Source organism: Aurantibacter crassamenti (assembly GCF_016811105.1).
Lineage (GTDB): Bacteria > Bacteroidota > Bacteroidia > Flavobacteriales > Flavobacteriaceae > Aurantibacter_A > Aurantibacter_A crassamenti.
The window spans coordinates 708,597-723,234 of the sequence record NZ_JAFBGM010000001.1 but is presented as its reverse complement, the minus strand read 5'-3'; the positions used below and the strand labels follow the sequence as shown (position 1 = coordinate 723,234).

The window sequence follows — 14,638 nt, the reverse complement described above, 5'->3', positions numbered from 1 at the left end:
AATGAACTACCAACTTGAAATACTAGATATTGCCATTTTAATCATTTACGGTTTATTAATGATCGGAATGGGTATTTACTTTTTAAGAAAAACAAAAACTTCTGAAGAGTTTATGGTTGCCGGAAGAGGTATTCCGGCGTGGGCAGCAGGTATTGCTGTAATGAGTGCTTATACAAGTAGTATATCATATATAGCCGTACCTGGTAAAGCATTCGATCAAAATTGGCACCCATTAATTTTTGCACTTACTGCTTTACCCGTAGCCTGGTTTGTTACTAAATACGTTATTCCTCATTACCGAAAACATAAGATAATTTCGGTTTACAAATATCTTGAAGATAAAATTGGTGACTGGGGTAGGGTTTATGCTTCACTGTCATTTGTACTTTTTATGATTGGTAGAACTGCGGTGATACTTTACCTTTCTTCCCTCTTGTTAACATCTTTTGTTGATGTTGATATTAGTACATTAATTTTAATTATTGGGGTCATGACAATTGCATATACCCTTATGGGAGGTATGGAAGCGGTTATTTGGACAGATGTTATGCAATCAATTATTATGATTGGGGGACTCCTTTTTAGTGCTTATATTTTGACCACTGAAGTATTTGCAGATCCAGATTTTTTAATTCAGAAAGCATTTGATGAAAACAAATTTAGTCTGGGTGATTCTTCTTTTTCGTTAAGTAGTAGAACCATTTGGGTGATGATTATTTATGGGGTGACTGAAAACATTAGAAATCTAATGGCGGATCAAAATTACACCCAAAAGTATAGCGCTGTGGCGACTGAAAAGAAAGCAAAAAAATCGGTTTGGATTGCAATGCTTATTTATTTACCATTAACAGCTATTTTTCTTTATATAGGTACGGCAATGTTTGCTTTTTATTCGGGTTCAGCACATGTTCTTGATCCAGCTATTGTAAAGGGCGATGAGGTTTTTCCGTTTTTTATTGCAACAGAACTCCCAACAGGGCTTAAAGGTTTAATAATTGCAGCAATACTTGCAGCTTCAATGAGTACCGTAGATTCCGCATTAAACTCTTCAGCTACCGTACTTTATTTAGATTATTTTAAAAAATATTTTAGACCCAATGCTTCTGAAAAAAGTAGTATTGGTTTCCTCCGTTTAATTACTATTATTTGGGGCGTTCTTGGTATTGCTTTTGCCCTTTTACTTATAAATGCTGAAAGTGCGCTTGATATATGGTGGCAAATTTCAGGGATTTTTGGTGGAGGTATATTAGGTTTATTCTTACTCGCTCTTTTCAATGTAAAAATATCACGTGCACAGGGTATTACTTCAGTTATTTTCAGCATTATTATAATAATTTGGGGTACTTTTTTAAGAGATATGTCACCTGAATATGCATGGTTAGAGTGCACTCTAGATCCAATTATTGTTGGTGCTGTTGCAACTGTAGGATTGTTATTTCTGGCATTTGTATTTGTTCTTTTGAACAAACAGAGAATTAATAAATAGAAAAGGTCTTTTGCAAAAAGTAGATTTAATTCTATGGATAAAAAAATTCAATGGGGAATACTAGGTGCAGCAACTATTGCCAGAGAGCAAGTTATACCTGCTATGCTCAATAGTACCCATTGTAATGTACTGGCCATTGCCTCAAGAAATACAAGCAAAGCTCAGAAAACCGCTGATGAGTTCGGAATTTCAAAACGGTATCAGAGCTATCAAGAATTGTTAGATGATTCTGAAATTGAAGCTGTTTATATTCCGTTACCGAATCATTTACATGTAGAATGGGCTAAAAAAGCATTGATAGCTGGCAAACATGTGCTGGTTGAAAAGCCAATTGCATTGAGCAGTGCCTCTGCTAAAGAATTGTTAGACGAAGCAGAAAAACATCCAAAGCTTAAGATAGCAGAAGCTTTTATGTATAAGTACCACCCACAATGGATTAAAGTAAAACAAATAGTTGATGCTGGTGATATTGGCGAATTAAAAACCATACAATCTTCTTTTTCATTTTTTGATGATGATGCAGAAAGTATTACTAATAATAAAGCATGTGGGGGTGGCAGTTTGATGGATATAGGTTGTTACTCTATTTCAATTTCTAGGTTATTATTTAATTCTGAACCTAAAAGTGTATTAGCTTCTATTGAATATCATCCTGATTATGAAGTAGATATTTTAGCAACGGGAATTTTAGAATTTGAAAAAGGTAGTTCTTCTTTTTTTTGTGCTACGCAATTAGATTATACGCAACAGGCTCAAATATTTGGAACAAAAGGGAGTATCAAATTTGAATTGCCTTTTAATCCGCCTAACAACAGACCAGCAAAAGTATGGTTAACAAAAGACGAAGTTACAACTGAACTGGAATTCGAAATTTGTGATCAATATACCTTGCAAGCTGATGCTTTTTCATTGGCTATACTTGAAGATAAAAAAACGCCTGCGCACTTAAGTGATGCCATTAATAATATGGTGGTTTTAGAACGATTGCACGAAAGCAATATAACTGGAGAAAGGCTGTCTATTTAGTTGTTCGTGTTTTTAAAAGTAACATTAAGTTGATATATGCATAATGCCTTTTTCTTAAGCTTAAAATAGTTTTGAATACTAAATTAATTAATGATGAGAATACAAAAGAGTCTTATAGTTTTTGCGATGTTTTTTATATTCAATTATACCGTGAAAGCACAACATGAACATGCTAATGGTGAAGTTCATAGTAATCATTCCCATTACATGGAACATGACTCTACACCTGCGCACAAATTGATATTTCCTTCAAATACACCAGACCGTATTATTTCAAATTTAACCGAAGACCCAGCTCATACGTTTGCGGTAAATTGGCGTACTGATCAACAAGTATCAAATGGTGTTGTAGAAGTAGCAATAGCAACTGATGGTCCTGAATTTTTATTACGTAACGTAAGAAAAGTTGAGGCCATTTCGCAAAAATTTGAAAACCAAAATAGAAATGAACCTCTTGTTAAAGCTACCTATCATTCGGCCTTGGTAAAAAATTTACAACCCAATACTACTTATGTATATCGTGTTGGTAACGGACAAGAAGATAATGGATATTGGAGTGAATGGTTTCAAATTACTACCGCTCACACAGATTCAAAAGAACCCTTTAGTTTTATTTATTTTGGAGATGCTCAAAACAATGTAAAATCATTATGGTCTAGAGTTATTCGTAATTCATATCGTCAATTTCCACAAGTAGATTTTATGTTACATGCAGGTGACTTGATAAATGATCGCGACGCTAACTTGGAATGGGGCGAATGGTTTCATGCAGGTAGTTTTATTCATGCAACAGTGCCAAGTGTTATGACGCCCGGCAACCATGAGTACAGAGATGGAGTTTTAACTCCATTATGGAGACCTTCTTTTACATTGCCAGAAAATGGCCCAATTGAAGAGCTAAAAGAAACATGTTTTGTTATCGATTATCAAGACATGAAGCTTATATCAATTGATAGTGAAGGTTTTGATGAAAGTTTAGAAGCGCGAGCAGCACAAGTAAAATGGCTTGATTCTGTGCTGCAATCAAATACTAAAAAATGGATTACTATTACAACACATTACCCTGTATATTCTACAAAAGAAGGTAGAGATAATTGGGAATTGAGGGAGGCTATAAAACCTTTGATTGATAAATATCAAGTTGATTTGGTTTTGCAGGGTCATGACCATACCTATGCAAGAGGTTTTCCTGAAAATGAAGGTAAAGGTTTAACCGTTGTTAAAGATGCAGGTACTGTTTATGCCGTTTCTGTAAGTGGTCCAAAGATGTACGAATCACAAGATCAAGAATGGATGGTTAGAAGAGGTGAATACACGCAGTTATTTCAAATAATCACGGTTTCAGAGAATTCAATCACCTATGGTGCATATACGCCAATTGGCACTTTATATGATGCCTTTGAAATTATAAAAAAGAAAGGGAAAAAGAAATTGATTAATAAAGTTCCTGATAGTCCAACAAGATTAAGAAAAGATTTTGTGAAGCCTGAATAGCATACACTTTAATGATAGAAGACTTTGAATAAAAACTTCTTCAAGGTCTTCTATTCATCATTTTTATAATAGTAGAAATATCCATCTTCAGCGCCTAAAAGTAAGTCTGGCTTTCCTGTGTTATCCCAATTAACTAAAGTTGGACTCGTTGTGTGTCCAGCTAATTTTACCTTCGATAAGTTACCTTTGAATTTGTATTCTACTCGGCCTTTAGTTTGTTTGGTGTTCTCTAAAAGCGCAGCATTTATGCCGTTTATTAGAATATCAGTATCTCCATCTAAATCCCAATCACCAAAGGCTAATTTTCTTCTACCGCTGCTACCAAATTTTTGCTCGCTGAGCCTCAATGGTCCGTTTGAATTATCAATAAATTTATTCTTACGATCATAAGTTCCATTGGTAGATTGAAAAATGCGTTTACCAGGTTTTAAAAGCAATTCATTGTCTTCTTTAAATCGTTCATAATAACTTAAATATCCTTCTTGGTCAAGCATAATTAAATCTGTAAGCCCATCTTTATTCCAATCAATAGCAGTGGGTGTGGTTCTCCATTGTGTAGCTAATGTATTTGGCTCAGGATCCCACCAGTACCATTCAGGTTTTGGTGCTTGAGAATTCCATTTTACTTTAATGGGTTGTTCTTTACCAAGTTTTGGTTTTCCTTTTGACCCTATGTTTTCATACCAAACTACTTTTCCCCAAACAGAGTTTACGATTATATCTTTCAAGCCATCATTGTTCCAATCTTCAACAGATAGGGTTGTGTAACCCCATTTTGCTTCGCAGGGCCCTTGTATTGAACCGTTTTCACCAGCTTGAATTCTGATTATTTCATTGTCGCTTTCTAAATATTTAGGGGCATCCCATTTAGGTGTATCTGCACCATCTAAGTTTTCAATAAAAGAAAGATATCCAGCAGAGTTGCCACATATTAAATCTTCATCGCCATCATCATCCCAGTCAGTGCTAAATGGAGTCACAAGTGCTCCGAATTTTACATGTTCTGCTTTTTGCTGAAAATATTTCGGATTTTCGAAAACGGGCATACCATTAGTTACTTTGCCTGTATTTTCTACAAAAGCTACTCTTCCATCTTCATCACCTACAACGAGATCTATATCTCCATCTTTATCCCAATCTATAGAAACGGGTAAAATCATTTCGAGATCCATTTTTAGTATACCATTTTCGTTTTTTAGATGCTGCCCTTTAGCATATTTCGGTTTTTCGCGAGTGCCAATATTTTCAAAATAAGTAAACTTGTCTAAAAATTCTCCGCAGATAATATCTAAATCACCATCATTATCATAGTCATCAAAGTTAGGTGAGGGTGCGCCATAAACATCAATTGGTTTATCACCTGCGAGTATTTTGTCTTTTAGTTTGTATTCGCCATTATCATACTCAATAAGATATACGTAACCGTGAAGTGGGCCATTGGTCCAAACTCCATTTTCATCAAATGCATTGTCCCATCCGTAATCTTCTCCATCTTGTATTCCAACTATAATATCTAGATCACCATCATTTTCGTAGTCGACATATTTCCATTGATTAAATCTTATGTTATTATGCAATTTTGAAAAAGTATTGCCAGGAAAAAGTGAGACTCCTTTTGTTTTAAATGAATTTTTAAAATCTAAATATTCCTTGCCGGGCTCTAAGAATCTAGGTTTGCCATCAACATATGAAACTTGAATATGTTTTATGGGTTTACTAATTTTTACAGGTGGCTCAAAAATTGGAAAGGCTTCACCACTTTTATTTTCAAAAAAGAAGATTCCGTTAAAAGGAACATCATTACAAGAAACTAAAAGGTCTAAATCACCGTCTTCATCATAATCAATTGGCAGCGGTGATGCCCATAGACCAACGCCTAAGTCTACAGTTAAATCTGGGTTATTGTAAGCTAATCTTTCAAATTTAGGTGATAAATTGGCCAACTCAGAGTTGGTTTCGTCACTTACATCATAAGCTAGAATTAAGAATACGGTAATTAATAATAGTGGTTTGTTCCAGTTCATTATGTTCAAATTGTAGTGTTGCGGCTGATAGTACTAAATATAATGATGACTATTATAAATCACTTCATGATTCTTGATTTATTTATATAGAAAATTACCCTTTTTCTATACTGGCTATATTGTTGATTTTGTTCTTTTGAATACAAATTGATACTCTAAAACACCTGTATATGTTGTCTTTTGAAGCTTTGTAAAAATATTTACGCATATATTTAAATAGCAAAACAATGATTTTATCTGTAAAATAGGTCAAAATAACATGTATTTTAATCAATAATGATGTAACAAACCCTTTTAGATCTAAGTAATTTTATGCGCTTATAGTAATACAATAAGTTATGAAAAATCTAATTTTTGCAGTGGGTTTAATGCTAACATTTATAGCAAACGCACAACAGTATACTGACGCACCTTATATTCAAGACTACGCTGAGAAATTTCAATTAAATGAAAAGATAAAAGAGACTACTTTATTTCAAGTTAGAAGTGATCGAAATTTAGCAATAAAAATGCTTTCTAATGAAGGTCTATTAAATGCCTTAGAAAATGAATTGACATCTGATTTGCAATATAGACCCTTGACTGATATGAAAATAATAGCTTTTGATAGCTATCAAAATCAGTTTGTTTATTTGACTGACACTTCTGTTTTTAGTAATGCTTGGGCTGGTACCTATGAAGTGGAGCATGGTTTTCAGTCTCCAACACATTTTGTAATGGGTGATGATTTTAATGTGCTAGTTGCCACAGCAAATGAATTAAAATTATTTGATAAAGAAGGGAAAACTATTTGGGAAACAAATCAAAATGGATTAAACCCAATTTCAATTAAATACAATAAACAAAACAGCAGTTTTTTAGTATTAAATGCGAATTCATTATTTGAGTTGTCAAGTCAAAAACTAGAACTAAAAAAGATTTTTACTGGAGCTAATCTTACTGCTTTTGAAGCTTATAAAGACGATATAATTATAGGTACAAATGATGGGCTTATCACATTGTCTGGCAAAGCTCATGTCGAAAGTGATATTAATCAAAAACTACCTTGGACGGAAATTACTTCTATAAAAACCATAAATGATAATTTATGGTTTGGCTCAACAAAAGGAGCATTTAAATTACGTGAAGACGGTAAGTATGATTATTATGCGTCTAAACGTTGGTTGGTTGATGATGAAGTTATTGATATTACTCAGGGTCCTGAGAACAGTGTGCTAATCGCAACAAAAGAAGGTTTGTCACAAATTAATTTTGTGCCAATGACGCTCGCTGATAAAGCAGCATATTTTCAAAAAATTCAACGTAGTCGACATATACGATATGGTTTTACTGCGAATCTCAGATTTAAAACTGAGGGTGATTTGACTTCAGGGTCTTTTCAAGATACCGATAATGATGGTTTATGGACAGGCATGTATTTAGCTGGCGAGTTATATCGCTATGCGGTAACTAAAGATGAAGATGCAAAGCAAAATGCATATGAAGCTTTTGAAGCAATGGAAAGGTTAACAGCACTTCCTCCTATGCATGGTTTTCCGGCAAGATCTTTTGAACGTGATGGCTATGAAGTTGGTTTGCATGCCAATGGTTTTTCCGAAGAATGGTATAAGAAACATGTTGCTGAAAATGGAAGAATTTGGCAATTAGCAGAAGATAAAAAATGGCGATGGAAATCAACAACAAGTAGTGATGAATCTTGTGCGCATTTTTATGTTCATGCGCTTTTTGCAGAGTTGGCACCAGATAAAGAATGGAGAAATCGAGCAATACATCAACTCAAAATTCAAATGGATCATATTATGGATAATAATTGGTATCTGGTTGATTGGAATGGTAAGCCAACTGCGTGGGGTAAATGGAATCCGAAATATGTAAATAGTTTTCCTATAAATGTTGGCGATAGAAGATTAAACTCTACACTAATTCTTTCTTTTTTACAAACTACATATCATTTTACAAAAGACGAAAAGTATAAAAAAGCAGCCCTTAAGTTAATTAAACGCTATGGTTACGATGAAAATGCAAATAGACCTGCCACTGTAATTGGTTTTGAAGAAGGAGAGTATTTGAGTGACAAATGGAACCACTCTGATGATGAAATGTATTTTTTAACTATCCCAGGTTTTGTTAATTATTCGTTTACAGAAGAACAGCGAGCAAAGCATTTCGAGACTGTAAAAAGCCATTGGGAAATTGAACGTTCAGAAAAAAATCCACTGTGGAACTATTTATTTGCATTAACAGGTGCAACGAAAGTTGATGTTGAAGAATCTGCATGGAATCTACGTGAATATCCGATGGATATGATTGACTGGAAAATTGATAATAGTCATCGTAAAGATTTAGTAAAAATTGAGCCGAATTTCCGAAGTCAAACCTATTCAGAAGTATTGCCGCCAGACGAGCGCGTTTTACATAAACACAATGGCGCATATAGAAATGATGGTGGTAGCGGTATGCAAGAATATGCCCCTTATATTTACTTGTTGCCTTATTGGGCAGGTCGTTACGCAGAATTAATTAGTGAACCTAAACAATAAAGAGTTTATAGATTTTTTTAAGTCAATATCATATTAAAATGAGAAATTTTAAGTATTTAGTTCTTTTTGTCGGGGTCTTTTTCATGTCCTGTGCCAGTGTAAAAAACACTACAGATCTGCCTGAAGTTTTACGTCTGTTTCATGATTCTAATGCTAATACTGTTCTTGTAGCTGCACATCGAGGAGCACACAATGGTAATTTTGAAAATTCAATTGCATCAACTAAGAAAGCAATACAGTTAGGTGTTGATATTGTTGAGGCTGATGTGAAAACAACCAAAGACGGGTATTTAATTTTAATGCATGATTCTAGTATCGATAGAACTACTACCGGAAAAGGTAAGGTTGAAGAGTTAACTTTTGCAGAGATTAGAACCTATAATCTTAAAACACCAAACGGTAAAATAAGTAAAGAAACCATACCAACTTTTGAAGAGTTCTTAAACGTTACCAAAGGGAGAATAATGGTGGATATTGATATGAAAACGGATAATGTTGAAGGAATTTTGGCTGTGCTGAGAAAGACGGGTACAACTAATGAAGCGTTTTACTTTGATAACGATTATGAGCAATTGGATAGAATATTAGAACTAGATAAAACAGCTAAATTAATGCCGAGAGCTTATAACTACCAAATGGCAGATTCAGCAATTACGAGATATGCACCTCCAGCTGTACACATAGATTCAAAATTCTATACTCAAGAATTGACCGAAATGCTTAAAAAGAATAATGCTAGAATCTGGATAAATACCTTGGGTGATTCAGATTCGTTAATGCGTGCCGGTAAGGGTGAAAAAGTTCTAGAAGATGTTCTAAAATACGGAGCTAATATGATACAAACCGATGAGCCGGAATTAATATTACAATTGTTGCGTTCTAAAAATTTACATCATTAAATAATTAGATTTCTACTATTTTGCAAAATAGTAGAAATCTAATCAATGTTTAAACGAGTATATTTAAAAAGTAATTTTAAATATACTACCACCAAAATCATCTCCTACGTAAAGTGCCCCATCAGGCCCTTGAGCTAAACCACAAGGTCTATGTTTCAATGTGTCGTCTGGTATTGATGCATCTATACCCGCAAAGTTATCTAAGAAAATTTCCCAGTCTCCAGATGGTTTTCCGTTTTTAAAAGGAACAAAAGCTACAAAAAACCCTTTATCTAATTCTGAAGATTGATTGTGCATGGCAATGAAAGCTCCATTTTTATATCGCTCTGGAAACATGTCACCTGTATAAAACAATACATCATTAGGGCCTAAATGTGCTGGAAACCCTACTATTGGTTCTACGAATTTTTCATCACTTATTTTTTCACCATCACCACCATATTCGGGTGCAAGTACTCTTTTGTTTTTTTGATGGTCATAGTATGTTGATGGCCATCCGGCATTATCATTTTCTTTTAATTCATAAAAAGTTTCAGAAGGCAATTCATTATTTTGTTTTTCAGTAAAAACCTCTGGATAGAAATTGCTTAATCCACCTCGGCCATGATCAGTTACGAATAATGAATTCGTTTTAAAATTCCATGTAATGCCAACTGCGTTTTTAAGTCCGGTTACGTAACGTGTGCCATCCGCAAAAGTTTGACCCAACTTGTCAGCGTTAAACCTCCAAATACCAGCAGCTGAATCTAAAATGATACAAGGTATCATGCCTTCTTTTGTTTCTGGATCTCTACAGGCATCGTTCCATGAACCTATAGTAACATATAAATTATTTTCATTATCTATTACAAATGGTTTTGCATTATCACGACCCATATCTATGAGTCCTTCTACTATTAACTCAGGATTTGTAGTGTCAATAATTTCACTGTTTTCATTCATTTTATAACGATACACCCCAGAATTTGAAGAGGCATATAAGTAGTCTCTATTTGCTAAAATTCCGGTGCCAGGCACATCAGAAAACTCTTGTTGTTCATCAATAGTTCCATCATTGTTTTTATCCTTTAGAACAATAATACTTTTACCGTCTTTTAAAGTAGATCTGTTGGCATAAACATCTCCGTTTTCTGCAACAGTTAAATGACGTACTTTACCTAATTCTGTGCCAATTTCTTGAACAGAAAATCCTTCAGGTGCTTTTAAAAAGGTGTTGTTAGTGACTTTTTTTGCGGTTTCTTTAGTTTCATTTTTACATTGAACAAAGAATATAGATGCAAATAATATTACTGCATAAAGCGATAATTTTTTCATAATGTAAGTTGATTTATTATGTTTCTTTTGTTGGTTTGGTAAGGGTTAAAGTTACTATTTCAAAGTCATTTATGGCATATAAATTATAAATAGCTTTGCTATATTTAGTAGCTATTTAAAAAGTAGTTTACTTCTTGTTAACTTTGAATAGATATTTTATAAAGAGTACTTATGAAAAATTATGTTTTTATTCTATGTTTTTTTGTTTTATTAGGATGTAAAGAGACTAAAGAAAATTCTAAAAAAGCAGAAATTAGTACTGTTGAGACTCAAGTTAATTCATGGGTTAATCTTGAATCAAGTGATGGTAGTAAACCTGTTCAACGACATGAGGCTGCTTTTGTTCGTGTAGGTGATAAATTTTATTTATTAGGAGGTAGAGACATAAGACCTGTAAGTATTTTTGATCCTAAATTAAAAAGTTGGACTCTTGGTGCAAAGCCGCCAATTGAAATGCATCATTTTCAACCTATAGTTTTTAATAATAAAGTTTATATCATTAATGCCCTTACCGGCGGTTGGCCGAACGAAACGCCAACAACTCATGTTTATATTTATAACCCTGAGTTAGATAGTTGGGAAAAAGGTGATGAAATTCCGGAAGAAAGACGCCGTGGTTCAACAGGAAATATTCTGAATGACGGTAAAATTTATATGGCTTGCGGAATAAAAAATGGACATGTAGGTGATCATAAAAATTGGTTAGATCGTTATGACCCTGTTACAGGAGAATGGGAAATTTTAGAGAATGCCCCTCGACCACGAGATCATTTTCAAGCTGTTGTGGCCAATGATAAAATTTATGCATTAGCTGGCAGAAACACAGGTATAGATCCTGATGATGGTTTTGCCGGCACTATTTCAGAAGTTGATGTATATGATATAAATACAAACTCATGGACTACCTTGGCCTCTGAAATTCCTACACAAAGAGCTGGAAATATGGCCCTATTGTATAATGGTAAAGTTGTGGTAGCTGGTGGCGAATCTAATAAACAAGACAAGGCGCATTCAGAAGTAGAAGCACTTGATTTAGATTCTAATGAGTGGGTAAAAATGCCATCACTTATTGTTGGTAGACATGGTACGGGTTTGTTAGCGTATGAAGGAGCTCTTTATGTAGCTTCAGGATGTGGAAATAAAGGTGGTAAACCAGAACTTTTTACTTCTGAAAAATATGAAGAATAATAATTAATTCTCTTTGCCTTCGCTTTGCTCACCCTCACTCTGAATTGAGTTGTCACGAATTAGCGGTTCAAATAACGGTCTTGCATCATCAGTATCTCCTACAACATTTTCAATTTCACGTTTTAAATATTGTAGATGCGCAATTGTTAATCGATCGGTCATTACCGGTAGTGTTCTTTTGATATTGGTCTGAAGCGAAAGTAAATTGTTTAAGGCTAATGATCGAACATCAGTATTTGATGTGTAACCCTCTGAGAGTTTGGCTAAAATACCTTCAACCATTCCGTCAGCTTCTTCGGGTTTGTACAGGTTAATCATGTTTGAGACATAAGCTTTTTGAAGCTTTCTCTTGTATGTATTCGTTTGATAAAAAACATTCATATCTCCCCATACAAGTTGCGTTAAATCATCTATGTATTCTTCAGGTCGATAAGGGTTTTCATGTTCGTATCGTTCTGAAATAAATGTCATTCGACTTAATCGACTTCCACCTAAAAGATTCATCATCACGCTTTCCATAGTCTTGGTCACTGATTCTTTTGACTGCGGTGATTGTATGGCGTTTAATATATCATTTCTAAGTAACCATTTCGGCTCTTTAAAAATATGATTATTTAAAAATGCTAATGCTTGTTTCTGAGTTTGCTTTGGTACCAATCTATAGATTTCACCTTCTTCACTCATCGTTTTTGGCGTTACATAAATACCGCCAATATTTTTTGTTACATGAAAGATATAATCACTGTATTGATTAACTAAAGCTTTGTAGATATCATCTAGGTTAGAATAGTCATCGCTATTACGAGCTTTTACCCAATCGCGAACGCATGGTGCAATTCGTTGAAGATTTAATATTCCGTAATTACTGGCAATCATTGCGTCATCACCTAAATCTTCAGTCTGAGAACGAGGGTCAAAATCTCTACCTTCACCACCAAACCATAATCTTTTGTTTGCAGCGATACTGTCTGTTACCATTTGACTCATCAGTTCTTTTTCATCAACCAACGCTAAGTCTTCTGGCATTCTTGAGTATCCCCATTGAATAGCCCATTTATCATAATCACCAATTCTAGGCATTAAATCTTTCACAGGAATATTGTCTTCGGGTTGGGCCACATAATTAAAGCGAGCATAATCCATAATAGAACTGGTATGTCCATTTTTTTCTAGCCATTCAGCATCTCTAAGTTTTTCAACTGGTGTAGCATGACTTGCACCCATATTATGTCTAAGTCCTAAAGTGTGTCCTACTTCATGAGCACATACAAAACGTATAAGGTCACCCATAAGTTCAGAATCGAATTCCATATTTTGAGCACGCGCATCAACGGCGCCGGCTTGAATCATATACCAACTATGTAAAAGGCTCATTAAATTATGATACCATCCGATATGACTTTCCAAAATTTCTCCACTTCGTGGATCAACAATATTAGGGCCGTATGCATTTTTTGAAGGAGAGGCAAAATATCTGAGCACTGAGAATCTTGCATCTTCTAGGCTCATGTTGGGGTCATTTTCTGGCCATTCTTTGCCAACAATTGCATTTTTAAATCCTGCTTGTTCAAAAGCAACTTGCCAATCGTTGATTCCTTGAATTAGATAAGGTCTCCATTTTTTTGGTGTTGCAGGATCTATATAATAGACTATTGGTTTTTTTGGTTCAACAAGTTCGCCGTTTTTCCATTTTTCAATGTCTTCTGTTTTCGGCTCTAACCGCCAGCGATGAATGTATGTATTACGATCTACTTTTTGTTGGTCATCGCCATATTCAAGATATGAACTTGCAAAATAGCCTACCCTTGTATCGTAATATCTTTTACGCATTGGCTCTTTTGGTAATAACACAAAAGAATTATTGATTTCAAGTGTCACTACACCTGCTAAAATTGCAGCGGGTAATTCCTTTTTATTTTTACTACTTGTACTTTTAGCCTTATACGTTTTTACAGTACGTATTTCGGTGTTCATAGGAAACGTACTAATTTCTTTGATATAAGATTTATCACTTTCTAAAGATGTAAGCTTATATGAATCTTTCTGTGAAGTACTTAATGCAAGAAGCGGATTTTCACTATTGATAAATTTAGTTACATCAATAACATACGAGTTTTCTTTTTCGTTGTTCGCCTTTATTTCAAACGACTCTAATATGGGAGTGATGTTTGAATTGTTTACTGCTTTTGAAATAGCATCATCTTCATTGGCGGCACTTACAAGCGTTGAGATTCGTAAGAATAGATTGTTGTTGGGGCCTTTCTCGAAAATTATAGTGTTTTCACCAAGTTTTTCGCCACCGTAACTTTTGGCACCTGAAGGGGTTTTTATAAAACGTGTTACAACTAAAATTTCACGATTTAATAAGTCGTGAGGGATTTCAAAATAATATTTTTGATCCACTTTATGTACATCAAAAAGACCATTTGTGGTACTGCTGTTTACAAGAAGTTGATCATAAGCTTTTGCTTTTGATAACACCTTTGTTTCGCTAACATCTTTTTTTGCGTTCTTGTTAAATAAATTAACCCCTCCGCAAGAAGTTGTCAAACAAAAAATTACAACAATTCCTAAAAAAAGTCTCATAAATAGCGAACGCTTCAAATTTGGGTTTAGTATTGTAAACTATATATGATTATATACGGAGTATCTATTTTAATAGATGTT

Annotated in this window: 9 protein-coding genes; 6 read left to right on the top strand and 3 right to left on the bottom strand. The window is 34.3% G+C overall.

What is annotated here, in order from left to right:
* Position 1: 1 nt before the first annotated feature.
* From JQC67_RS03065 to JQC67_RS03055, 3 genes are all read left to right on the top strand, one after another.
* Positions 2–1,486, top strand: coding sequence for a sodium:solute symporter family transporter (locus JQC67_RS03065; protein ID WP_203251393.1), 1,485 nt, complete (start codon positions 2–4; stop codon positions 1,484–1,486).
* Between the two features lie 33 nt (positions 1,487–1,519).
* Entirely contained in the window at positions 1,520–2,512 is a 993-nt protein-coding gene (locus JQC67_RS03060; RefSeq protein ID WP_203251392.1) for a Gfo/Idh/MocA family protein, read from the top strand.
* A gap of 90 nt (positions 2,513–2,602) precedes the next feature.
* Positions 2,603–4,006, top strand: a complete 1,404-nt coding sequence (locus tag JQC67_RS03055) for a purple acid phosphatase family protein (RefSeq protein ID WP_203251391.1) — start codon at positions 2,603–2,605, stop codon at positions 4,004–4,006.
* A gap of 50 nt (positions 4,007–4,056) precedes the next feature.
* Here the strand turns inward: JQC67_RS03055 and JQC67_RS03050 are convergent, their stop codons facing one another.
* Positions 4,057–6,030, bottom strand: coding sequence for an FG-GAP-like repeat-containing protein (locus tag JQC67_RS03050; RefSeq protein WP_203251390.1), 1,974 nt, complete (start codon positions 6,028–6,030; stop codon positions 4,057–4,059).
* Between the two features lie 338 nt (positions 6,031–6,368).
* On the opposite strand from JQC67_RS03050, the gene JQC67_RS03045 reads away from it, so the two are divergent.
* Positions 6,369–8,570: a hypothetical protein gene (locus JQC67_RS03045; protein WP_203251389.1), complete on the top strand. Its 2,202-nt coding sequence runs from the start codon at positions 6,369–6,371 to the stop codon at positions 8,568–8,570.
* 38 nt (positions 8,571–8,608) lie between these two features.
* Positions 8,609–9,469 carry a glycerophosphodiester phosphodiesterase family protein gene (locus tag JQC67_RS03040; protein ID WP_203251388.1) on the top strand — a complete coding sequence of 287 codons (861 nt, stop codon included), beginning with the start codon at positions 8,609–8,611 and terminating at the stop codon, positions 9,467–9,469.
* Positions 9,470–9,532: 63 nt separating this feature from the next.
* Here JQC67_RS03040 and JQC67_RS03035 read toward each other — a convergent pair whose 3' ends face one another.
* Positions 9,533–10,783: a PQQ-dependent sugar dehydrogenase gene (locus tag JQC67_RS03035; RefSeq protein WP_203251387.1), complete on the bottom strand. Its 1,251-nt coding sequence runs from the start codon at positions 10,781–10,783 to the stop codon at positions 9,533–9,535.
* Positions 10,784–10,954: 171 nt separating this feature from the next.
* Between JQC67_RS03035 and JQC67_RS03030 the strand changes: the two genes are divergently transcribed.
* Positions 10,955–11,971 (top strand): Kelch repeat-containing protein, encoded by a 1,017-nt coding sequence (locus JQC67_RS03030; RefSeq protein ID WP_203251386.1) that lies wholly within the window; start codon positions 10,955–10,957, stop codon positions 11,969–11,971.
* A gap of 3 nt (positions 11,972–11,974) precedes the next feature.
* On the opposite strand, the gene JQC67_RS03025 is transcribed toward JQC67_RS03030, so the two are convergent.
* Entirely contained in the window at positions 11,975–14,557 is a 2,583-nt protein-coding gene (locus JQC67_RS03025) for a zinc-dependent metalloprotease (protein ID WP_203251385.1), read from the bottom strand.
* Positions 14,558–14,638 lie beyond the last annotated feature (81 nt).